This is a genomic window from Streptomyces sp. NPDC025793 (assembly GCF_055558375.1).
This window is the reverse complement of record NZ_JBVHMR010000078.1, coordinates 1-19,452: the sequence shown is the minus strand read 5'-3', so window position 1 is coordinate 19,452 and position 19,452 is coordinate 1. Positions and strand designations below refer to the sequence as shown.

Below are 19,452 nucleotides of genomic sequence, written 5' to 3'. Positions count from 1 at the left end.
AGATCACCCCGGGTCATCTCGCCTGTCTACCGCCCCGGCCAGGCCGGGACAGCAAAACAGCCAAACCCTTGATCTCAACTCGGCACACTCCCTAGAACGGGAGTTGGAGCGCGGCCCGCTGGTGCATGGCTGGGCGGACCAGCGGTGGACGCTGGCGAGGGTGAGGACACTGATCGGCCGGCTGTTCCACGTCTCGTACACCGCGGAGGGCACCTGGCGGCTGTTGAAGCGGCACGGCTGGTCGTGGCAGCAGCCCACCCTGCGGGCGATCGAGCGCGACGATGCGGCGGTCGAGATATGGAAGAGGGAGACCTGGCCGCGGGTAAGAGCACCGCGGCGGAGCTCGGTGCGTGGCTGGTCTTCGAGGACGAAGCCGGGCAGTCGCTGACTCCGCCGCGTGCCAGGACCTGGGGCCGTCGCGGCTGCACTCCGGTCGTGCGGGTCCGCGGACGCGGCTCCGGGCGTGTCTCAATGGTGGGCATGACCTGCTACAAGCCGGGGCAGCGGTCCAGGCTGATCTACGCGGTCCGTGAGTACCGCGGTCGCAAGGGAGAGCCGAAAGGCTTCGGTTGGCGCGACTTCCGCGACCTGCTGGTCCGCGCTCACGCCCAGCTCTGCGGCCCGATCGTGCTGGTCTGGGACAACCTCCGCCTGCACCTGGCCAAAGGGTGACGCACCGCACTAACGCCAACGGGCCTTCCAACGACACGCAGGTGATCGTCTTGTCAGTGCATCAGCTCTCGTGACCGCCCGATTCGGCGTTCCGATTCGGCGTTCCGATCCGGCCGCGTCACCTCCTGCCTGCGCTGGACCGTCACCGACAACGACGACGGCACCCCGGTCCTGGCCTGGCACTTCGACACGGGCGTGCTGAAAGCCGAAGCCGCGGTCGACGGCTGGTACGCATTACTGACGTCCGCCCCCGCCGACCAGGCGGACGCCGGGCAGGCCCTGATCCACTACAAGGGCCAGGGCGCGGTCGAGCGCCGCTACCACGACTTCAAGGGCCCGCTGTCGCGCCGGTCTTCGTCCAGCACAACCGGCGCGTTGCCGCCCTGATCCAGGTCATCTGCCTGGCCCTGCTGGTGTTCTGCCTGATCGAGCGGCAGGTCAGACGGGCACTCGGCACCGAGCAGACCATGAGCGGCCTCCACCCCGACAACCGCCGCGTCCGCCCCACCGGCCGCATGATCTTCTACCCCCTCGGCGAACTCACCCTGCGGATCGGCAACATCACAGACCTGCCCACCGTCCAGATCACCCGCGGCCTCCAACTCCACCTCCTCGACCTACTCGACACCGACATCGGACAAACCCGCTGGCCACAGGCCTGAAACGGTGACCCGCGAAGTCCGGGTCTAGCTCGTGTGCCATCCGGCCTCGGCCGATGAAAGCTGCAGACCGACTCCAAGGGGCTCTTCACCAGCACCCAAGCTTGATCACGAACGAGTGCGGAATAAACTTTCAGGTAGCGACTATTCCCACCCTAGGGAAATACTACAAATAGTTGTGATTTGAGGACTTCTCAGGGGGCTACTAGCATCTGGATATGCGTCAATCCGCTGTTCAACTTGTCTTTACGGCTATCCAGTTGCCTCTCGCAGCCATCGCGGTGGGAACGGTTTCGGTATCTGCGTTCAGGAGGCAGGTTGCACGGAACCAGGCCAAGCAGGAGTGGAGAGCTGCCGCGGTCCTCCACCGCCGACGGGGGAAACCTCTGCGATCAGCCCATGAGTCGGCCAGTCTCCCACCCCGTCAAGGCGGCGACCTGCGGCGAGGCGGCGGTGATGTCCGAAGCGGCTTGATGCCGAGACACGGCAGATGCCCCGAAGCACTCGGGCCGGAGGCAGAAAGTCCCGCGAAAAGCCTGGAACCCGTGCAGGAGTGGGTCGACGTGCGCAGTGCGGTGATTGGCTCCCAGGACGCACTCCCCATCGGCCGGAGCCCCCTTGCGGGGGCGTGTGACTGACTACTTGTGGCGGTGGCCGCAGCCGGCACAGATTTCATACGCGTCGTCATTCTCGCCGCCGCAGAAACTGCAGGTCCACGAACGCCACAGGCTTCCGAGAAGGTCACGCATGCCTTGCCTCCTCCTTTCAATCCGGTGAATCCAACTCAGGCTCGGATAGGTAGACAATCCGAATGATCGGCTTGTCATGCCAGACAGTAGCGGCTTCACCCTCGGACTCATCCTGACCCGGTGGTCAACATCCCGGCTCCTCGCGTCCCGTCCAACGCCGAACCCGGGTGAATCGCTCACTCGTTCGTTCGCGCGCGGCCAAGACGAACGACGACGGGCCCTACACACGTACGTACGCGGACGCCAGGAGACAGACACCACAGCATCCCCAGCACAATCCCCCTCCCAGGAGCCTTTTCCATCCATAGCTCTGGGGGTGGGGCGGTGCTGCGATGTTGACATAAGTCCGAAGGCGACGCGCGCATCCTCGCCGCGGCCCGGCCGCAGCGGCGACGCCGCGATGGCGGCGACGAAGACCTTGGTCTGGCCGTTGGCGAAGTACGGGCCGGCGGCGAAGCAGCCCACGATCACCAACAGGCCCAAAGCCATCGCCCGTTGCGAGGACCGGAAGGACCCGGTCGAACGCGGGATCTGCGTGCCGTATCAGGTGGTGTGCGGGGACGTAGCCGAACACCTCAGTGACATCACGGCGGAACCTCACGACTGATGCCCGCGTCATGGGGTCGCCGCGGTTGAGTTGAGGCGGGCGAGACCGATACGGGTGGCTGCCACGACGATGCTGTCGCCGGCGAGCAGGCCTCGGGCGCGGTCGGCGTAGTTCCACAGGTAGTCGTCGGGGCGGCTGGCCAGGCGGACGGCGATGACGCGTACGCCGCCGAGGTCCTCGATGCCGTGCTGGTTCATCCCGATCAGGCCGGAGTCCTCGTCCGCGGTGAGCTCGGCGATCAGCAGGACGCTGCGGAGGACCGAGAGTGTGCCGAGCACCTCGCGCCCCATCATGGCGGCGGCGAAGGCGGGGGCGGCGAGGTAGGCGACCGAGCGGGAGGCTACGTTGCCGAGGGTCGCGTAGACGTGCCGGGCGAAGTCGTCGTCGAACAGCCGCAGCACCAGCCGGATGTCGGGGTTGACTGCCCGGGCCTCGCAGCGGCGGTTCGAACGGGTGGGCACCGCCCAGGTAGGGACAGAGGAGGCTTCGACCGCATCGCCATCCCCTATCTCCCGACCAGCCCCGCCGGGGACGTCATCAGGGTGACACCGTTACTCGGCAGAGGTCAGACTGGGAAAACTCGCATGGGTTGGCCTGCTCGGTGTCCGGTGCTCGCTGGGCAGGATCGCCCTCAAAGAGGCCCTGACCCGGTTCACAACCAACTTCACCCGTCGGTGGCCGGGCCAGGGCCCACGCAGGGCAGCACCGCAGCGGTGCGTTACAAGCGCCGCTCACGATGATTCTCAACGGGGGCACTCTCGTGGATGAACTCTCGAACGTACGCACACAGGAGTACGCGGAGGTGTACGACGAACTCCTCGGTGCCGCCGCCCGTCTCGACATGCTGCGGCGTCTGGGCGACGGGAGCGTGGACGCTCACGCGACCGCGGCCCTGCATGCAGTGCGGCTCGCTGCCGCCATGCTGTGGCCGACCGTCCCGGACACCCCACCGCCCGTCTTCCGCCACGACAGCGAGCGCCTGCTCCACCTGGCCGCCAAGTGGCGCGAGGCAGCACTCGAACCCGACGAGGTCGCCCCACTGCGCCCCACCCTGCGGCTCATCCGCGACACGACAACGCCCTCGTAGAACTGCGGCGGGTCACAGGCCGGCTTCACACCGGGCGGGCGGATGAGTGCTTGTCGAAGTCAGTCCAGTTTTACGGCCGTAAAACTGCACCAGCCTCAACCGCCAACCAGACGCAATCCTGGGGTTGACCCAACCGGGCCCCGTTTTACGGCCGTAAAACTCCGCCGACTCCACACATCCCTCCGTCCTTCCTCACGCGCGGGCGGACCGGCAGCCCCTGGCCTTCGAGAGACCGTGGTCCAGGCGCTTCCGCCACGCCACGATCTCGACGTCCAGGATGATCCGCCGGTTGCTGCCCTGGCAGCGGACCGACGCGTCCTTCCCAGCGAACGCCGGTGTCGTGCGTTTCAGGCGGTGGCCGAGTCTCTGGGCGGTTCCTCGATCGGAAAGAGGATCGGGCTGAGCAGGTACCGCGCGCGGTCGCCTGCGGGCTGGTTGGCCAGCCGGGGGGCGATCGCGCTGCGCAGCTCACCGATCAGCTCATGGAGTTCGTCGCGGCTGAGCCAGACGGCGTGCTGCCGGTAGCCGACGAGATCCGCGGCCGGGTCGGCGTGGTCGTGGTCGAGGTAGGCATTGAACTCGGCGGCCAGCACGGCGAGCGCGATGGCGAACGCGCCACGGTGATCGTCGAGCGAGAGCGACTTGACGGTGTCGGCGTCGATGACCGCCCGGTCCTGGCGCAGGCGGAAGACCCGTTCCACCGCGCCCCGCACCCGCCGCTCCTCGGCCACTTCGAGGATTCCGCCCCCGGAGAGCAGGTCGACGTGCCGGTAGACCATCGCCTTCGACACGTCCGGCACCAGCGCGCACAACTGGGACGTGGTCAGCATCCGCCCGCCACGCATGGCGTGCACGATCCGCAGGCGCACCGGGTGCGCCAGGAGTTCCAACGTGTCCATGAGCCAACCTTCTCGCAATCTGCTACCGTTCGCAAAAAATGAGAAAGGTAGTGGGGGATGGAAGCGGGTCCGATACAGAGTGCGACGCGGGTCGTCGACCTGGCACGCAGCGGGCGCTTCACCGAGATCGAAGAGCTCTTCGCCCCGCGGCTGCGAGCAGTCGTGTCCGCGGAAACGGTGCGGACGGCCTGGGCTGCCGAGACGGGCATGAAAGGATCGATCTCGCAGATCGGTCAACCGACGACCGAACAGCGCGACCCGGGCCTGGTCCGCGTGAGCGTCCCGGTGACCTGCGAACGCGGGGGCCTGACCGTGGTCATGTCGGTGGACGACACCGGCATGCTGATGACGGCGATCGGCTTCGAGGAGGCGAACATCCACGCCCTCTTCGACACCTTCGGTCCGGACGCCGAGGACCGCATCACCGTGGCTACGTGGGCCGCCGGCATCAAGGACTACTACGCGCCGGACATGGCCGGGATCCCGGGCGACCAGCTGGTGGCTGCCCGTGCCGTCTGACACGGTCCGTCAGCGGCTTTCCGGCTGTGCGCGGCACCGCTGCGACGTAACCGAACTGCCGCTTCCATCGGGACGCGTCCCACCGAGCGGGGCCTGCGACCGGGGCCCCGCCCCTAGCCTCCGGGCGGATGTCGTCGTGAGCGTTGCGTGCGTCAGGGCGAGGGCTTGTGCGCGAACACCCACCGGTTTCCCTCCAACGCATCGTTCAGCTCGGGGAGGGGGCCACGTCGGTGCCGGCGGGTGAAGTCGAAGGGCGTGTGCATTGAGGTGGACCAGCCCTTGGCCGTCAGGTTGCCCGCGGAGTCGGGGCGTGGTCCCTTGTCGAAGAGGTGGAGCAGGTCGATGCCGATCTGTTCTCGCGTCGCCGTGTAGATCGGGCTGTCGCGGTACTCCAGCAGGTCCTTCTCCAGCTTGGCCTCGAAGGCCAGTGCGCTGCCTTCGGTGGTCAGCCGGTCCACTGTGTCGATGAGGTACGTCTCGGCGGAGCCCGGCAGGTAGAAGAGCAGCCCCTCGGCCAGCCAGACGCTCGGTGCGACGGGGTCGAAGCCGGCGGTGGTCAGCGGGGTGACCCAGTCGGCGCGCAGGTCGACCGTTACGGGGACGCGCTTCACTTTCGGGGTGGCCGACAGGTCCGTGAGCACCTGGTGCTTGAACGCCAGCACGCCCGCTCTGTCGATCTCGAAGACCACGCAGTCGGACGGCCAGTCCAGGCGGAAGGCGCGGGTATCCAACCCCGCGCCCAGCAGGATCACTTGGCGGGCGCTCGTACGGACCGACCGGAGGAGGAAGTCGTCGAGGACCCTGGTCCGCAGGCCGAAGTAGCGGGCGAACCGTCCCCACAGCGGGTTGCCGTCCCCGTCCGGGACCTGTTCGATGCGCACCGGCCAGTCCGCGCACGCCGGGGCGGCGCGCACGAAGTGTTCCGCGTAGATGTCTTGGGCCAGGCTGTCGTGGCGGTGGGTCTCGATTGCCCGTGCCGCGGCGACCAGGAGGGCGGTCAGACCCACCCCTGCGTCCACGCCTTCCACGTCCGTGTGCTGCGGCGCCGTGCCGGCCATGTTTCCTCCGATGGCGGGAGTGGTGACTGCGAAGTGTCTGCTTGTCGGATGCGGCGGTGAGCCTGCGGTGCTGTATTCCCCGCTCATCGGCTTCTTCGCTCCGGGAGCAGGACGGGTTTGACCACGCGGCCCGCGTTGCAGTCGCGTTCGGCCTCGTTGATGTCGGCCAGTGGGTAGGTGCGGATCAGCTGGTCGAAGGGGAAGCGTCCGGCCTGCCACAGCGCCGTCAATCGGGGTATCAGCAGTCCGGGTACGGCGTCCCCTTCGCAGATGTGGCGGATGCTGCGGCCTCGGTCCAGCGTGCCCGGTTCGAGCGGCAGCGGGGTGTGGAGCCGTGCCACCAGGCCGAGGCTGCCGGTCGGGCGCAGTGCCCGGAGCGCGTCGTTGATGAGCGGGGAGGAGGCCGTGGTGTCCAGCGCGTACTGCACGCCGCCCTCGGTCAGGCGTCGGATCTGCTCGGGTAGTCCGGCCGTTGCTGCGGGCAGCGGGATCGCGCCGAACCGTTCGGCCAGGGCCAGCCGCCCGGGATGCCGGTCGACGGCCACGGTCACCGCGCCAGCGGCGGTGGCGGCCATCACGGCGGCCAGGCCCACCGCTCCCGCGCCGAAGACCGCGAGGGTGTCGCCGGGGCCGGCGCCGAAGGTGTTCAGCACTGCTCCGGCGCCGGTGAGGAAGCCGCAGCCGAGCGGCCCGAGCAGTTCGATGGGCAGTGCGGCATCGACCTGGATGGCGTTGCGGGCCGGGACGAGCGCGTACTCGGCGAACGAGGACTGGCCGAACCAGCGGGGGGCCAGCGCTCCCCCGGTCGCGTCGGTGAGCCGCGGCGCGTCCTCCTTGCGTCCTCCGAAGAGGTTGAGGGAGGCGAAGGAGTCGCAGTAGGCGGGGGCCGCGCCGCGGCAGTTCCGGCAGTGTCCGCAGGAGTCGAAGCTCAGCACGACGTGGTCACCGACGCCGACCGCGGTTTCCGGGCCGTCGCCCGTCCGCACCACGACCCCGGCCCCCTCGTGGCCGAGTACCGCCGGCAGCGGGCTGCGGCCGGCCGATCGCCGGACCGCGAGATCGGTCCGGCACATCCCGCAGCCCGCGATCTCGACCAGGATTTCGCCGGCGGCGGGTTCTGTGCGCAGGGCCACCTCCTCGACCGTGAAGGGGTCCTCATGCGAGCGCAGTACGGCCGCCTGGTACCTCATCGTCATGCCTCCTGCGGACGGTGGACGACGAACGGCCGGAGGTTGCCGTAGAGCCCCCACGGTCCGCCGGCGACGCCGACACCGCTGTTCTTGACGCCTGCGAAGGGCTGGGCGAGGGACAGTTCGGCGTGGTGGTTGATCCAGGCCGTGCCGCATTCAAGCCGGTCCGCTACCGCCTCGGCCCGGTCGAGGTCGGTGCCCCAGACGGAGCCGCCCAGTCCGAAGCCGGTGCCGTTGGCCGCGTCGACGGCTTCGTCGAGGCTCCGGTACGCCAGCACCGGCAGGACGGGTCCGAACTGTTCCTCGGCCACCACCAGGCTGTCGGGCGGGACGTCGGTGAGGATCGTGGGAGCGAAGAAGTAGCCCGGTCCGTCCAGCCGGTGGCCGCCGGCCGCCGCCCGGGCTCCGTCCGCCAGGGCCTGCTTCGTGACCTGCTCGACCCGGGCCAGCTGGGGGGCGTTGTTGACCGGTCCCAGCCGCGTGTTCGGGTCGAGGCCGGCCCCGACGGCGACGGTCTTCGCGCGCTGGGCGAGGGCTTCGACGACCTCGGCGTGAAGCCGGGCCGGGGCGTAGACGCGTTTGACCGCCATGCAGACCTGCCCGCAGTTGCGGAACGCGGCCCAGAACAGCCGGTCCGCGATCCGGTCGACGTCGACGTCGTCCAGCAGGACGGCGGCGTCGTTGCCGCCCAGTTCCAGGGTGACCCGGGCGAGGGAAGCCGCCGCCGCTTCGGCGACGGCCCGCCCGGTGGGCACCGAGCCGGTGAAAGTGACGTGGCGGATGCCCGGGTGGGAGACGAGGCGGGCGCCGAGGGGATCGCGGCCGGTGACGACGGTCAGGACGTCCTCGGGCAAGGCGGTGGCGAGGACGGAGCCGAGCAGTCGGGTGGCGAGGGGGGTGAACGGGGACGGTTTGAGGACCACGGTGTTGCCCGCCGCGAGCGCGGGCGCGAACTTCGCCGCCGCGAGCTGGAGGGGAAAGTTCCACGGCACGATCGCCGCGACGGGCCCGAGCGGTCGCCAGCGGATCTCGCTGTGCACGGGCCGGCCGTCGGTGATCCGCCGGGTTCTGGGGGCCAGGTCGGCGAAGTAGCGCAGGCGGGCCGCCGTACGGGCGATCTCCGCGTACGACTCGGCCAGGGGCTTGCCCTGTTCCCGGGTGAGCAACCGGGCGAGGTCGTCGCCGGCTGTCTCCACGGCGTCGGCCGCCGCGCGTAACGCGGTGGTGCGGGCGGCAGGGTCGGCGCGCCAGCCGTGCCAGGCCCGGTGGGCCCGTTCGACCACGGCGTCCAACTCGTCCGGCGGCTGGTCGGGGGCCTCGTCGAAGGTCTCCCCGGTGGCCGGGTCGACGACGGCGAGACGCGCGGCCCTGCGTCCGGGGACGCGATCGGGCTCAGATGTGGGCATGCCGGTCAGTTGACGGCGGGGACGCCGGCCGCGTGCTCCCGGGCCTGCCGGTCCATCTCCGCCCGGAAGGCGGCCACGAGATGCGGCTGAATCCTTCCGGCATTGCGGTCGCCGCCCTCGCAGACCGCTCCGCGCACGCCCACGATGTCCGTGCCGATGCGGGTCAGCGGACCGAGGTCGGTCTGTTTGACACTGCCCGCGAGGGCGGCGAGCCGACCGGAAGCGTGGGCCAGCCGGACGAACTCGGCACAGGCGTCCGGCGGAACGTGGTCGAACAGGCGCGTCCCGTCCTTGATCGCCGTGTCCAGCATGGCCGCGTCGGCGCCGGAGCGGGCGGCGATGTCGGGCAGGGCGAGCGGGTTGACACAGCCGATGCGGTGGGCGTCGGCGTAACCCGAGGCGACGACGAGCGCTTCGGGGCGGTGGTCCTTCACCGCCCGGACGACCGCGCGCATGACCTCGATGCCCTGCTCGGGCGTCGTGCAGCCGTAGAGGCCGACCTTGATGTACGTGGCCCCCGAGACGACCGCGCCGAGCGCAGCCTGGGCCACCGTGCCGGGCTTGTACGGGACATCCCCCACGGTCGCGGACACCGGCTTGTCCGCCGGGACCGCGTCGCGGATCTCCCTGATGACCCAGGGGAAGTTCGCGCCGAGAGAGCCCTCATCAGGCTTCTTGACGTCGACGATGTCGAGATGCTCCGCCGCCTTCGCGCAATCGAGAGCCTCCTCGACACCGTCCGGGGAGATGAGAAGCAACACCCTGACCTCCTTCGCCGCCAGTCCGTCCGGCCGAGGGGCAGGGGACCGCGGATCACCTGGCTCAGTGCGGTGCGCTCATCCTTTCCGTCACCCTATGAGATCGGGAGGGCGCACAGAGTACCCATGGATGTTCAAGCCTCACGTACAGTGCGCCGTACATACTGGAGCAAAATATCCCACAGGCAACAAATTCTTCCGGTTGGCGAATAGCTCGAATTTGTGACAACTATTGCGCTTCGACTCAGTGTGCCGAGGCTCGATAGTTGTCACCGGCGGAGCAGTCAATCACCGCTAGCAGCGACGGCGGGCACAGAAGCGGCGCCTCTGAACCGCCTGACCTGCACACAAAACGGCTGTGGCCCGCGAACACATGGTGTTCGCGGGCCACAGCCGTTGAAGGATCAGCCGGCGTTGGGGTTCCGCCCGATCAACTGCGTCAGCAGCTCCACGATCTGCGCCTGATTGCGATCGATCTTCTCCCCGAGGGCCTCGACCTCACCGGCGAGGTTGCCCACCTTCTGATCAAGGTTGCCGACCTGGAGGCGCAGGGCCGTGAGGTCACTCTTGACGATCCCGAACTCCCGGTCCGTCGTCTGAGCCACGTCCTCGAAGCGGCGGGTGAGCGCGGCGATCTCACCCTGTGCGATGGGGTCCTCGGGCACGCGTATCTCCTGCCAGATCATGAGGTGGGACCCTCCACGATATCGCGACGGCAGCGCCCAAACCCTCGTGGATCAGCAGAGGGTCCCCACGTCGATGCCCTGCGCATGGGCGAGAGCGAACAGCACCTGTTCGAACGTGTCCAGCCGCTCGGTGATCGACCGGTCCCTGGGTGCGCCGATGGCGTCAGCGATGGATTCGATCTCTTCTGAATCCTCGCGTCGTTCCTGACGAAGCGCTTCCAGCTGCTCGCCGTGGGCTGCAAGCGACCGCCCGGTGCGGAATGCCTCCGCCTCCAGGTCCCGTAGCCGCTCGTCATTCGGCCCCGTCATATCCGCCATCTTTACATAACTCGCATATCTGGCAGTCCAGCGTGGACGGCCCACGTGCCACGTTGGAACGGATCAGCACGGCCGCCCTCACTTCGGGGACAGCGCATCGCGCGAACGCGCTCCCAGGGCGGACTTTGTATGCGACCGACTTTCGCTGAAGGTCCGAAAAGCGCCGCGTCATATGACGTTGTTGTGGCGAGATGTGAGCATCACGTACAGACGGTAATCAGGGGGTTATGTGGGGTGGAAACAGGCGTTCGATGATGCGATGAGGGAGCTGCGGGAAAGCCGGAAGCAGCTGGAGCGACTCGATGACCGACGGTCGGTCTGCGTGTGCGACCCACCGCCTCGCCTGCCGAGGTGCTGCAGGTGGCCGCCGCCTGCGGCGGGCTCCTCGGCTGCACGCTGGCCACAGCCGATCGATCCCTGCGGGCCTGGCACTGGGGCCCGTGCGACCCGACGGGGTTCGCGGCGATGGGCGTCGCCGAGATCCTGCTGCACACCAACGACATCACCCGTGGATTGGGCATGGACTGGCTGCCGCCGGCATCGCTATGCGCGGCCGTGCTCGACCGACTGTTCTCCGACGCCCCGCCCGGCGAGCCCGTCCGAGTGCTGCTGTGGTGCACCGGACGCGGGGACCTGGACGGTCTGCCCCGCCGGACGTCGTGGGTGTGGAAGGCGGCACTGCTCGACTGAGCGCACTCAACTCGCTGAACTTATGCGGTCACAGCACTAGAGTTGCGAAGCCCCTCCGTCGACAGGGAACTCCGTTCCCGTCGAGAAGGTCGCACCGAACGCCAAGTACGCCACCGCGGCAGCCACCTCCTCGGACGACCCCAGCCGCTGCATCGGGATGGTGCTCCGGTAGGTGTCCTTCGTCGCCTCGACGACATCGGCGGGCAGCGAGGAGCGGTCCAGGATGCCCGAGTCGATCGGGCCGGGGCTCACGGCATTGACGCGCACCTTGCGCGGCAGCAGCTCGCGGGCCAGGGTGCGCGTCATCGACCGCAGGGCTGCCTTGCTCGCCGAGTAGACACTGAGCGCGTCGAGGCCCAGGACGTTCACCACCGACGTGGTGAGAACCACGCCGCTACCCTCGCGCAACAGCGGCGCCAACGCCTGCACCGTGAAGTACGGTCCCTTGGCGTTGATGCCGAACAGCTCGTCGTACATCTCCTCCGTCGTCGAGTCGAACGGCGCGGACCCAGTGACGCCGGCGTTGACGAACAGCGCGTCCACTGCGCCGAACCGCTCCTGGACCGTGCCGGCCAGCGCCTTGATGTCCTTCAGGGACGCGGCGTCGCTACGGACGGCGATCGCCTTGTTCCCCAACTGTTCCAACGCGGTGTCCAGGGAAGAGCGGGTACGGCCTGTGATCAGTACGTGCGCCCCACCGTCCGCGAACAACTGGGCCGTAGCCAGGCCGATACCGCTGCTTCCGCCCGTGATCACGATCTTCTTGCCGTCATAAGTGGTCATGCCCTCAAGCCAAATACCCACCCGCACACCATGTCCAAGACCTGTTCCGTATGCCGTGATGCCCCAGGCGTATGACGGCGCGCGGCGTACCCTGAGCGAATGGACGTCGATCTGCGGCTCGTGCGCTATTTCACGGTCGTGGCGGAGTACGGCAACTTCGGTCGGGCCGCCACCAAGCTGCACCTGGCGCAGCCGTCGCTGAGCCGCCAGATCCAGCGACTGGAAGCTCAGCTCGGTGTCCGGCTTTTCGATCGCTCGCCGCAGGGCAGCAGCCTCACCGACGCCGGTCAGGCCTTCCTTCCCAGAGCCCGGATACTGCTCCACGAGGCCGAGCAAGCCGCTTACACGGCCAGAGCCGCCGTCCAGCCCCGTACCATCACTGTCGGCTGCGCCGAAGGACTGGTCATCACCGCCTGTGTGCAGGAACTGCGCCGCCGGCACCCCGACAGCCAGGTCCGCACCCGGCACCTCGACTGGCGGGACACGCACGCCCTCGCCGAGCGTCGGGTCGACGCCCTCGTCGCATACAAACCCCTGCCCTTGCCCACGGACGGCCTCCGGGTGACCAAGCTCCATGAGGAGCCGCGGGTGCTCGTCACGTCGGCGAGCCATCATCTGGCGAACGAGAAACCCGTCAGCCTGCGGGCTCTGTCGGACGAGGAACTGGTGAGCTGCGTCAGCACTCCGGTCGTCTGGAGCACGCCCAAGCCGGTCGGTGGCCGACCGGCACCACCCCCGCCCGCAATCGACGACAGCTACGAGGACAAGCTGGAACTCATCGCCACCGGCCACTGTGTCGCGATCTTCCCTGCCAGCGATCGACGCGCCGCTGTGCGTGAGGACATCGCCCTGGTGCCCGTCATCGACATCGATCCCTGCGAAGTCGTGCTCGTCACGCGCGCTGACGACCCCAACCCGCTGCTCGGATCACTCGAATTCGTCGCACGTACAGTGCTCGGCACAGCCTCCCGCCGGGAGAACAACGAACAGCCGGTCAACTGACCCCCTTGCCTCTGCGAGGTGTTCATAGGGCTGTCGCCGCGCTGCCCTCGTCGGCCTGCACCAGCTGGACGATCAACGGCCCCCGGTTCCCGCCAGCGGAGCCGGCAGCAGCATCGCGCGCCGATAGCGAACCGAACTGGTGCTGCCCCAGCGCACGATCTGCTGCAGCTTCTGCCCTTCCTGGTCGGTCAATCTGCGCAGACGGACAGGCTCGGCCACCACAGCACCGCCAGTAGTCGGATCGGACGACCGCGCTCGTCCTGTCGGTCACCGCCACGGTTGAGGCGGCGTCGTTGGGTCTTGCCGGAGGACGCCTCGACGGGGCTGGTGCCGCACAGGGCGGCGAAGGACGCCTCGCTGCTGAGACGATCGGGGTTGTCGCCGGCCGAGATCAGCGGGGCGGTGGCACTGTCCGGGCCGACGCCGTGCGTGTCGAGCAGGCCGGGGAAGTTTGCTTCAACTCCCGCGGCTATTCGCTTGTTCAGGTCGTCGATCTCCCCGGTCAGGTGCTGGACGCGGCCGGTGAGGAGTATCAGCACGTGCCGGGCGGTGCCCGCCGGACCGCCTTCTTGCGAGTCGTCCAGCTCGGCGCACCGCTTGAACAGGTGCGGGTTGCTCCGCCCGGCCAGCGACTCGCGCAAGGCGGTGTCGGCCGAGACCAGGACGCTCTTGAGCTGGTTGATGGCCTGGGACCGGGACTTGATCGCGGACCCTTTCGCGAGCTTGAGCAGCCGCAGCTCTTCGACCGGGCCGTCGCTCGTCCTCGCGGTCGCGGTCGCGCGACCGGACAGAGCGGCGCGGGCCGCCACTTCCGCGTCGACGGCGTCGGTCTTGCCACCTCGTCGGCGCGCTGCCTTGTCAGGCTGATTGACCTCGGTCACCTCGATGCCCTCGGCGCGCAGGTAACGGGCGAGCGCGGCGCCATAGGAACCGGTGCGCTCCACCCCTGCCCTGTGCAGGGCGCCGAACGACCGTTCCCAGGAGACAAGTTGGTGATATCCCTCGGTGGTGGCCGGGAAGCTGCGGCCGTCCAATGCGGCCCCGAGGATGGTGACGACGGCTGCCGCGTGGAAGTCCTCATGGGTGTCGACGCCGAGCAGGACCTCCTCCGCGGCGTCGGCCGGGACGTGACACGGGGCTGTGGGCTGCGTGATGCTGGGCAAGGTCGCCTGTCTCCTGATCGCCTCGGAACCGGTGGCGGTCGTCGGGCAGAGGAGGTCAAGACTGTGACGGTACCTGTCGCGAAGGCCCCTAATCCGTTGGGAAGGTGGTTCCAGCGGGCCGCAGTTGGGCCTCTGGGCCGTCTGGCGTGACGGACGCCTGTAAGGCCCCGGGCTGATGAGGCCTCCCGATAGAGCGGCGCCGTCGCGGTGGTGGGTTTCACGGGGCGTGCGGGCGCCGGGCGGATGCCTGGTGATCTCCCAGACCCGTGATGTCTATCGGGACACGCCCCCTGCCCGGCGGCAGCAGATACCGCTCCGCGGTGGGCCGACAGATCAACAGCAGGGCACCATAGCCAGTCTTTCCGCGGGTCAGGCCACCGCTCGAAGCGGTACCGGATCATCCTCACAGTCTTTCCGGATGTGATCGCTGGGTTTCCGCTGCTCAGGCATGGTTTCGGGGGTGTCGCGGAATGGTTCGGGGCGTTCAGTTCGGGCTCGGCGATGCGGGGTGGACCATGACATCGGTGAGGGGACTGCTGGAGGAGCGGGAGGCGGCTGCCCGGGTGCGGGCCGAGGAGGTTCGCGCGGAGGCGGAACGGGTTCTTGCCGAACTCGCCGAGGCGGAAGCGGTGTTGGAGCGTTGGGTGATCGCCCGGACGGAGCTGGCCGAGGCCCTGGCCGCTCCGGCCGGGGTGGCAGATGTACAGGTCGGCGAGGTCGGCGAGGCTACGGTCCCGTCTGTCTGGTCCGGCGCGCTCAATTAATGCTTTCCGAGTGCCCGTCGGTGAACCTGCACGTGGGGCCGACGTAGGGGCCGCCCGGATGGACCGTTCCGCCCTGGGCTGTGCACTGTTCGTCCGAGATAGTCGGACGCGCCACTCACCACTCGTTGGGCCCGTAGGTACTGTAGGAAACCACCAGGGTTCCAGAATCACCTTTTGCGTGAGCACTGGCCTCCATCTGCAGTGTCACGGCAGAACTTGTATTATTTTTCCACATGAGCGTTGAGATTTCGTCTTGAGCCTCGACTCCCAAAGCGGTAGCAATGTAAGAGCCGTTACCTGCGTTCCAGGCTCTAAAATCTCCACTTTGTACGGTTCCCTTGTATGAGACGCTGACATAGAGGCTGCTTCCGGAGGGAACGGTCATTGTGTAACACGGCCTCATGGGTGAATATACGACGGAACAAGAAAATGGCCCTGCCCAGCCCTGCTCAATCCAGAGCGGGGTCGCCTGAGCAGTTGAGTTGGGTGAGGCCTGCGCTGGGAGGTCGCTGAGCCCGGGGAGAGCCAGTACGCCTGCCATGAAGGCGTATATCAGTCGTTTGCGCATGAGAAGCACCTGACACGGTCAACGAGTCTGGACGCGTACCTAAGGGCGGAAACGCCCGGTCCGCGAAAGAAGCCGCAACGCGGTTGACTGTTTCCTCGGCGGTCTCCACGCGAGGGCCTTCTTGTCGTAGTACTACTGGCCCTTGGTGCCCGGATGTCCGCGACGGACCCGCAATGTCGGCTGTGCTCCTGCCCGGATAGCGCAGCCGAGGGGCCCTCTCTTCTGAACGTACGCCGCATGGTAGGTACTCGCATGTCGAGCGAGCCTCGCACTCTTCACATAACACCCCGTTATGGGTCCATGCATTATGGCTCAGTGTTCGTGTAGCAGCCATGCGAGGAGAGCAGCTTCGAGGGGAGCGAGGGCGACCACGGCGTTGGACAGCCGTGTCGGGAGTCCGACATCGAGACCGATGAGTCGGAGCATGCCTGCTCGCCCCTCGGTCCACTCCGCATCTGGCTTCCCTGTCGGCGGCGTTGGGTACACCGCGTCGACGAGCTGGCGGGCCCTGTTGCGCCATGCCAGGAGCACCGGTACGTACACCGCCGCGAAGACGACGGTGAGGAGCGCGCCGATCAAGACGACGTCCCGGCTTGGAAAGCCCAGGAGTTTCGACACTCCGCCGATCAAAAGCGCCGCGGCGGATAGCGCGACGCTCAGCGCGCCCAGCGACGCCATAGAGCACCGCCACAGCGTGCGCAACTCATCGAGTCGCTGCCCTGCCGAATCGCAGGTGTCGGTCTGAATCAGGTTTTGAACCCACTGCAGCGCCTCGGCCACCAGCCACAAAACAACCACGGACGGTACAGCAGCCATGAGCCCGAGGAAGATGACCACCGCGACACGGAGCTTGAAGTGAGGTTCAAGAGGAAGTTTGCACCTGCACAAGACACCGTAGACCCAAGGCGGCGGTCCGTCGGCCGTGACCAGGACGCTCCCGGTCGCCCCGGCGTACACCACGGCAAGCGCAAACATGATGGGCAGGCGGATGGCAGGGACAGCCGTCGGGAAAAGTGCACGGATGGTACCGACCTGGCTCAGGCTCCGCACGCCGAGGGCGATCCACAGCGCAAAGGTGAATCCGACCCAGACGCTCCACGCAGTGAAGTCATCGGTACCGGTCAACCAGCCGTCGTGGCGGCTGTCTTTGTTGACCTGAAACAACGCAAACCCCGCTGCCGCCGGGAGGAGCACCAGCATGGAGCATACGGCAGGCGACCGCAGCCACGACGCGAGCATGGGGGGCCGGGCTTCCCGGTGCCCGGCGCTGGGAGCCGAAGATTCTCTCACCACATCGGCCACACTGCCATCGGCTCAACCTGATTGCCCGATGACTCGCACTGTCCGGGCCCTGGAGTTGCGCGCGGGTGCGGCAGGTAAGTACGCCAACCCGTACGTCACCTGCATCGCGCCCCTGCGCCGGCAGCGTATGCGGCAGACAGTTGCCCGCGCGAAGGCGGAGAGAAGTGGCAGGAGTCCGCGTACGTCTTCACCACCCGGACCGGGCGCCCGGTCGAGCCGCACAACCTGTACCGCTCGTTCACCCGAATCGCCCAGTCCGCCGGCCTCCGTGTCATCCGCCTGCACGATGCTCGTCAGCACCGCGACCCGGGGCGGGGCGATGTCCGGGGCGTAGGCGCCGCACCCGGAGCAAACCAGGACGCCGTTGAGGTGCCGACGGCATGAGGAGCAGTACTCCACCCCGCCCCTGGCATGGAGCCAGACCGTCTCTACCTGGTGCAATCGGGTCTGCTGCACGATCGGGTGACGTCTGAACTGGCTTGCCCTGTGGGGCGGGTGGGAAGGATGTCGCTGTGCCCAAGCCTTATCCGGAAGAGTTCCGCCAGGACGTTGTGCGAGTCGCGAGGAACCGCGGGCCGGGTGTGACGGTCGAGCAGGTGGCCACCGACTTCGGAGTCCATCCGATGACGTTGTGGAAGTGGATGCGCCGGGCGGACATCGATGACGGGTCCAAACCCGTGGTGACCAGCCAGGAGAGCGCGGAACTGCGGGGAGCGCGTCGGCGGATCAAGCGCTCCCCTAGAGGACGACGCTGGCCAATCACCATCTGGCTTCGCCGGCCGCCATAATCGCGTTGATGAGGTCGCCGCCGCTCTCTTTCAAAGCCTTGACTGCGACCGCCCTTGACTTACCGGTCTGGGCCATGACCAGTTCGATGTCCTTGGGGTCAACCCCGGTCTCGTCGAGGGTGTCCTCCTCGACCTCGACATCGACCTCAGGGATGTCGTTAAAATCTTCTGGCACGAAGTCCTCCAAAGAGCAAAGAATTGCCCATCAGCCCTTCCACGGCTCAGGCACCGTGAAACAGGTGCCCATCCCGCTTCGCGAACATGGTTCCTAAAGCTTGTCCCGCAATGATCAACTGGCTCGACATAGTCAGCATCGAGCACGGCCCACCCTGGGCCGATCTATTCAGCGAGCGCGAGGTTGTGCAGGCGGGCTATGCCAAGCATGACGTGATGGACGCCGGCGCCCTTCAACCGGCAGTCGCGCAGGATCTTCCAGCTCTTCATGCGGGCGAAGGTGTGCTCGACGCGGGCACGGACCTTTCGGTGTGAGTGGTTGTGTTCCTCTTTCCAGGCCGGTAGTTCGGCCTGGCCTGGTTCCCGGCGGTGTGGGATCACCAGGCCGGTGCCGCGGTAGCCGCCGTCAGCGATCACCGTGGTGTTGCCGACGGCGGCCTTCGCTCCGGACAGCTCCCATGCCTTGCAGTCGTTGCGGTTGCCGGGCAGAGGCCGGCCAACCGCAACGACCAGCCGTGTATCGGCATCGATGACGACCTGGTGGTTGGTGGAGTACCGGTAGTTTTTCGACTGCTCTGCCACCGCATGGTCACGTGTGGGAACCAAAGTGCCGTCCACGATGAGCACAGCGTCCTTGCGGAACCGTCGGCGCGGTCGCAGAGCGAGCAGTGGAGCGAGGCGGTTGATGATGCGGTCGGCCGCAGACTTGGAGATCCGGAACAGCGGCGCGAGCTGGCGCAGCGTCAAGTTGGTGCGCCAGTAGGCCGCGACCAGCAGAATCCGGTCCTCCAGGGGCAGGCTCCAAGGACGGCCTCGGCGGACCGTGTCCGCGCCCTCGCGGCGCATGGCGGTCACCAGTTTGCCGAAGCAGCGCGGGCTCAGCCCGGTGAACGGGCCTATCCAGGACGGCTCGGATGCCGTGATCACACCAGCCACGAGAAGATCGTCCCACCGCGTTACGAACTGCCCGAGACGGAGGCACACATGGAGACAGACCTGGTCAGTCGTCTGGAAGAGGCGGCGGAACGTTTCGTGATCCCCCTGCGCATGAACGAGGGGCTCGATGAGCAGGTGCTTCTTCAGCTGCAGGAGAAGATCGATCACTGTGGGACGGCATGGAGGGAAGCAACCCACGTACCGAAGCGTGCGGCGCTGATCCTCGCCGAACTTCACCCAGCAATTGAGGCTTGCGCCTGGCTCTACGAAGAGAACATGCGTCAACGGATCCAGGAGGCGGGGCTGATGGTGTCTGAGTCAGTGACCGCCGCTTTGGACTGAGGGCCTCCCACGCCGCGGGCAACATGCGTTCCCCTGTAGGCCCCAGCGCGAAGAGGCGCGAGCGCAGGGGTGGGCCATGTTGCGGGACGACTCTTCCCTCCCGGCCCGAGCAGGTCTCCTGCCCGTCCGGTGCGGCGGCGGGTGTGGGCACGACGGCGGTGTGTAGGTCCGTCTTGATCATTAGCACTGGGCCATGCGGAAACGCCGGAATCCGGGCTTCGTGAGCAGAGGCCGCGTCGGCTAGTGCGTTGACCACGAACGTTGCCGGGGTGCTGGGGACGCGCCGGTCGATGCTCGCGGTGCCGGGTGTGTAGGCCTCATCCTCGATGTCG

Annotated in this window: 23 protein-coding genes and 4 pseudogenes; 12 read left to right on the top strand and 15 right to left on the bottom strand. The window is 67.6% G+C overall.

Annotation, left to right across the window (positions count from 1 at the left end; genetic code table 11):
* Window positions 1–91: 91 nt before the first annotated feature.
* From ACZ4MF_RS46500 to ACZ4MF_RS46485, 4 genes and pseudogenes are all read left to right on the top strand, one after another.
* Window positions 92–660 (top strand): annotated as a pseudogene (locus tag ACZ4MF_RS46500) (winged helix-turn-helix domain-containing protein); the annotation flags it as partial.
* A gap of 207 nt (window positions 661–867) precedes the next feature.
* Window positions 868–1,059 (top strand): hypothetical protein, encoded by a 192-nt coding sequence (locus tag ACZ4MF_RS46495; protein WP_467500182.1) that lies wholly within the window; start codon window positions 868–870, stop codon window positions 1,057–1,059.
* 80 nt (window positions 1,060–1,139) lie between these two features.
* Complete coding sequence (locus tag ACZ4MF_RS46490) at window positions 1,140–1,334, top strand: hypothetical protein (protein WP_467500180.1); 195 nt, start codon at window positions 1,140–1,142, stop codon at window positions 1,332–1,334.
* 1,146 nt (window positions 1,335–2,480) lie between these two features.
* Window positions 2,481–2,687: a hypothetical protein gene (locus ACZ4MF_RS46485; protein ID WP_467500178.1), complete on the top strand. Its 207-nt coding sequence runs from the start codon at window positions 2,481–2,483 to the stop codon at window positions 2,685–2,687.
* Between the two features lie 8 nt (window positions 2,688–2,695).
* On the opposite strand, the gene ACZ4MF_RS46480 is transcribed toward ACZ4MF_RS46485, so the two are convergent.
* Entirely contained in the window at window positions 2,696–3,148 is a 453-nt protein-coding gene (locus ACZ4MF_RS46480; RefSeq protein WP_467500176.1) for a hypothetical protein, read from the bottom strand.
* A gap of 299 nt (window positions 3,149–3,447) precedes the next feature.
* Here ACZ4MF_RS46480 and ACZ4MF_RS46475 point away from each other — a divergent pair, with 299 nt between their 5' ends.
* Entirely contained in the window at window positions 3,448–3,774 is a 327-nt protein-coding gene (locus ACZ4MF_RS46475; RefSeq protein ID WP_467500174.1) for a hypothetical protein, read from the top strand.
* A 347-nt stretch (window positions 3,775–4,121) separates the two neighbouring features.
* Here the strand turns inward: ACZ4MF_RS46475 and ACZ4MF_RS46470 are convergent, their stop codons facing one another.
* Window positions 4,122–4,673: a helix-turn-helix domain-containing protein gene (locus ACZ4MF_RS46470; protein ID WP_467500173.1), complete on the bottom strand. Its 552-nt coding sequence runs from the start codon at window positions 4,671–4,673 to the stop codon at window positions 4,122–4,124.
* Between the two features lie 57 nt (window positions 4,674–4,730).
* On the opposite strand from ACZ4MF_RS46470, the gene ACZ4MF_RS46465 reads away from it, so the two are divergent.
* Window positions 4,731–5,192, top strand: coding sequence for a hypothetical protein (locus ACZ4MF_RS46465; protein WP_467500171.1), 462 nt, complete (start codon window positions 4,731–4,733; stop codon window positions 5,190–5,192).
* 152 nt (window positions 5,193–5,344) lie between these two features.
* On the opposite strand, the gene ACZ4MF_RS46460 is transcribed toward ACZ4MF_RS46465, so the two are convergent.
* The 6 genes from ACZ4MF_RS46460 to ACZ4MF_RS46435 all read right to left on the bottom strand — a co-directional run bounded on the left by ACZ4MF_RS46460 (window position 5,345) and on the right by ACZ4MF_RS46435 (window position 10,608).
* Window positions 5,345–6,250, bottom strand: a complete 906-nt coding sequence (locus ACZ4MF_RS46460; RefSeq protein WP_467500169.1) for a class I SAM-dependent methyltransferase — start codon at window positions 6,248–6,250, stop codon at window positions 5,345–5,347.
* A gap of 83 nt (window positions 6,251–6,333) precedes the next feature.
* Window positions 6,334–7,440, bottom strand: coding sequence for an NAD(P)-dependent alcohol dehydrogenase (locus tag ACZ4MF_RS46455; RefSeq protein WP_467500184.1), 1,107 nt, complete (start codon window positions 7,438–7,440; stop codon window positions 6,334–6,336).
* Window positions 7,441–7,442: 2 nt separating this feature from the next.
* A complete protein-coding gene (locus tag ACZ4MF_RS46450; RefSeq protein ID WP_467500168.1) occupies window positions 7,443–8,846 on the bottom strand; it encodes an aldehyde dehydrogenase family protein in 1,404 nt (467 codons plus the stop codon).
* Between the two features lie 5 nt (window positions 8,847–8,851).
* On the bottom strand, window positions 8,852–9,607 hold the full coding sequence (locus ACZ4MF_RS46445; RefSeq protein ID WP_467500166.1) for a (5-formylfuran-3-yl)methyl phosphate synthase: 756 nt from the start codon (window positions 9,605–9,607) through the stop codon (window positions 8,852–8,854).
* 401 nt (window positions 9,608–10,008) lie between these two features.
* Window positions 10,009–10,290, bottom strand: coding sequence for a hypothetical protein (locus ACZ4MF_RS46440; RefSeq protein WP_467500164.1), 282 nt, complete (start codon window positions 10,288–10,290; stop codon window positions 10,009–10,011).
* Between the two features lie 51 nt (window positions 10,291–10,341).
* Window positions 10,342–10,608 carry a hypothetical protein gene (locus ACZ4MF_RS46435; RefSeq protein WP_467500162.1) on the bottom strand — a complete coding sequence of 89 codons (267 nt, stop codon included), beginning with the start codon at window positions 10,606–10,608 and terminating at the stop codon, window positions 10,342–10,344.
* A gap of 324 nt (window positions 10,609–10,932) precedes the next feature.
* Between ACZ4MF_RS46435 and ACZ4MF_RS46430 the strand changes: the two genes are divergently transcribed.
* A complete protein-coding gene (locus tag ACZ4MF_RS46430; protein WP_467500160.1) occupies window positions 10,933–11,298 on the top strand; it encodes a hypothetical protein in 366 nt (121 codons plus the stop codon).
* 36 nt (window positions 11,299–11,334) lie between these two features.
* Here the strand turns inward: ACZ4MF_RS46430 and ACZ4MF_RS46425 are convergent, their stop codons facing one another.
* Entirely contained in the window at window positions 11,335–12,081 is a 747-nt protein-coding gene (locus ACZ4MF_RS46425; RefSeq protein WP_467500158.1) for an SDR family oxidoreductase, read from the bottom strand.
* A 99-nt stretch (window positions 12,082–12,180) separates the two neighbouring features.
* Between ACZ4MF_RS46425 and ACZ4MF_RS46420 the strand changes: the two genes are divergently transcribed.
* The gene (locus ACZ4MF_RS46420) at window positions 12,181–13,083 is read left to right on the top strand and encodes a LysR family transcriptional regulator (protein WP_467500156.1); all 903 of its coding nucleotides are present in this window, start codon (window positions 12,181–12,183) and stop codon (window positions 13,081–13,083) included.
* Window positions 13,084–13,129: 46 nt separating this feature from the next.
* Here the strand turns inward: ACZ4MF_RS46420 and ACZ4MF_RS46415 are convergent.
* A pseudogene (locus ACZ4MF_RS46415) lies at window positions 13,130–13,302 on the bottom strand (IS630 family transposase); the annotation flags it as partial.
* Window positions 13,272–14,246 (bottom strand): IS110 family RNA-guided transposase, encoded by a 975-nt coding sequence (locus tag ACZ4MF_RS46410; protein ID WP_467500154.1) that lies wholly within the window; start codon window positions 14,244–14,246, stop codon window positions 13,272–13,274. The gene ACZ4MF_RS46410 and the pseudogene ACZ4MF_RS46415, both read right to left, overlap by 31 nt.
* 515 nt (window positions 14,247–14,761) lie before the next feature.
* Here ACZ4MF_RS46410 and ACZ4MF_RS46405 point away from each other — a divergent pair.
* Window positions 14,762–15,010: a hypothetical protein gene (locus ACZ4MF_RS46405; protein ID WP_467500152.1), complete on the top strand. Its 249-nt coding sequence runs from the start codon at window positions 14,762–14,764 to the stop codon at window positions 15,008–15,010.
* Window positions 15,011–15,890: 880 nt separating this feature from the next.
* On the opposite strand, the gene ACZ4MF_RS46400 is transcribed toward ACZ4MF_RS46405, so the two are convergent.
* On the bottom strand, window positions 15,891–16,778 hold the full coding sequence (locus ACZ4MF_RS46400; RefSeq protein ID WP_467500150.1) for a hypothetical protein: 888 nt from the start codon (window positions 16,776–16,778) through the stop codon (window positions 15,891–15,893).
* A 202-nt stretch (window positions 16,779–16,980) separates the two neighbouring features.
* Here ACZ4MF_RS46400 and ACZ4MF_RS46395 point away from each other — a divergent pair.
* Window positions 16,981–17,174: pseudogene (locus ACZ4MF_RS46395) on the top strand (site-specific integrase); the annotation flags it as partial.
* Window positions 17,175–17,204: 30 nt separating this feature from the next.
* On the opposite strand, the pseudogene ACZ4MF_RS46390 reads toward ACZ4MF_RS46395, so the two are convergent.
* Window positions 17,205–17,279: pseudogene (locus ACZ4MF_RS46390) on the bottom strand (hypothetical protein); the annotation flags it as partial.
* Window positions 17,280–17,392: 113 nt separating this feature from the next.
* Between ACZ4MF_RS46390 and ACZ4MF_RS46385 the strand changes: the two are divergent.
* Window positions 17,393–17,668 carry a transposase gene (locus ACZ4MF_RS46385; protein WP_467500149.1) on the top strand — a complete coding sequence of 92 codons (276 nt, stop codon included), beginning with the start codon at window positions 17,393–17,395 and terminating at the stop codon, window positions 17,666–17,668.
* Here ACZ4MF_RS46385 and ACZ4MF_RS46380 read toward each other — a convergent pair.
* Both ACZ4MF_RS46380 and ACZ4MF_RS46375 read right to left on the bottom strand, forming a co-directional pair.
* Entirely contained in the window at window positions 17,640–17,855 is a 216-nt protein-coding gene (locus tag ACZ4MF_RS46380; protein WP_467500147.1) for a UBA domain-containing protein, read from the bottom strand. The genes ACZ4MF_RS46385 and ACZ4MF_RS46380 overlap by 29 nt on opposite strands.
* Before the next feature lie 152 nt (window positions 17,856–18,007).
* The gene (locus ACZ4MF_RS46375; RefSeq protein WP_467500145.1) at window positions 18,008–18,778 is read right to left on the bottom strand and encodes a transposase; all 771 of its coding nucleotides are present in this window, start codon (window positions 18,776–18,778) and stop codon (window positions 18,008–18,010) included.
* Between the two features lie 48 nt (window positions 18,779–18,826).
* On the opposite strand from ACZ4MF_RS46375, the gene ACZ4MF_RS46370 reads away from it, so the two are divergent.
* Window positions 18,827–19,120: a hypothetical protein gene (locus tag ACZ4MF_RS46370; protein WP_467500144.1), complete on the top strand. Its 294-nt coding sequence runs from the start codon at window positions 18,827–18,829 to the stop codon at window positions 19,118–19,120.
* The last annotated feature ends 332 nt before the right edge of the window (window positions 19,121–19,452 follow it).

Excerpts from the sequence above, each read along its gene's own strand:
- ACZ4MF_RS46485 (WP_467500178.1), top strand. The coding sequence starts at position 2,481 with ATGGCGGCGACGAAGACCTTGGTCTGGCCGTTGGCGAAGTACGGGCCG.
- ACZ4MF_RS46470 (WP_467500173.1), bottom strand. The coding sequence starts at position 4,673 with ATGGACACGTTGGAACTCCTGGCGCACCCGGTGCGCCTGCGGATCGTG.
- ACZ4MF_RS46400 (WP_467500150.1), bottom strand. The coding sequence starts at position 16,778 with ATGCTGGTGCTCCTCCCGGCGGCAGCGGGGTTTGCGTTGTTTCAGGTC.
- ACZ4MF_RS46450 (WP_467500168.1), bottom strand. The coding sequence starts at position 8,846 with ATGCCCACATCTGAGCCCGATCGCGTCCCCGGACGCAGGGCCGCGCGT.
- ACZ4MF_RS46465 (WP_467500171.1), top strand. The coding sequence starts at position 4,731 with ATGGAAGCGGGTCCGATACAGAGTGCGACGCGGGTCGTCGACCTGGCA.
- ACZ4MF_RS46405 (WP_467500152.1), top strand. The coding sequence starts at position 14,762 with ATGACATCGGTGAGGGGACTGCTGGAGGAGCGGGAGGCGGCTGCCCGG.
- ACZ4MF_RS46440 (WP_467500164.1), bottom strand. The coding sequence starts at position 10,290 with ATGATCTGGCAGGAGATACGCGTGCCCGAGGACCCCATCGCACAGGGT.
- ACZ4MF_RS46370 (WP_467500144.1), top strand. The coding sequence starts at position 18,827 with ATGGAGACAGACCTGGTCAGTCGTCTGGAAGAGGCGGCGGAACGTTTC.
- ACZ4MF_RS46455 (WP_467500184.1), bottom strand. The coding sequence starts at position 7,440 with ATGAGGTACCAGGCGGCCGTACTGCGCTCGCATGAGGACCCCTTCACG.
- ACZ4MF_RS46435 (WP_467500162.1), bottom strand. The coding sequence starts at position 10,608 with ATGGCGGATATGACGGGGCCGAATGACGAGCGGCTACGGGACCTGGAG.
- ACZ4MF_RS46490 (WP_467500180.1), top strand. The coding sequence starts at position 1,140 with ATGAGCGGCCTCCACCCCGACAACCGCCGCGTCCGCCCCACCGGCCGC.
- ACZ4MF_RS46420 (WP_467500156.1), top strand. The coding sequence starts at position 12,181 with ATGGACGTCGATCTGCGGCTCGTGCGCTATTTCACGGTCGTGGCGGAG.
- ACZ4MF_RS46460 (WP_467500169.1), bottom strand. The coding sequence starts at position 6,250 with ATGGCCGGCACGGCGCCGCAGCACACGGACGTGGAAGGCGTGGACGCA.
- ACZ4MF_RS46425 (WP_467500158.1), bottom strand. The coding sequence starts at position 12,081 with ATGACCACTTATGACGGCAAGAAGATCGTGATCACGGGCGGAAGCAGC.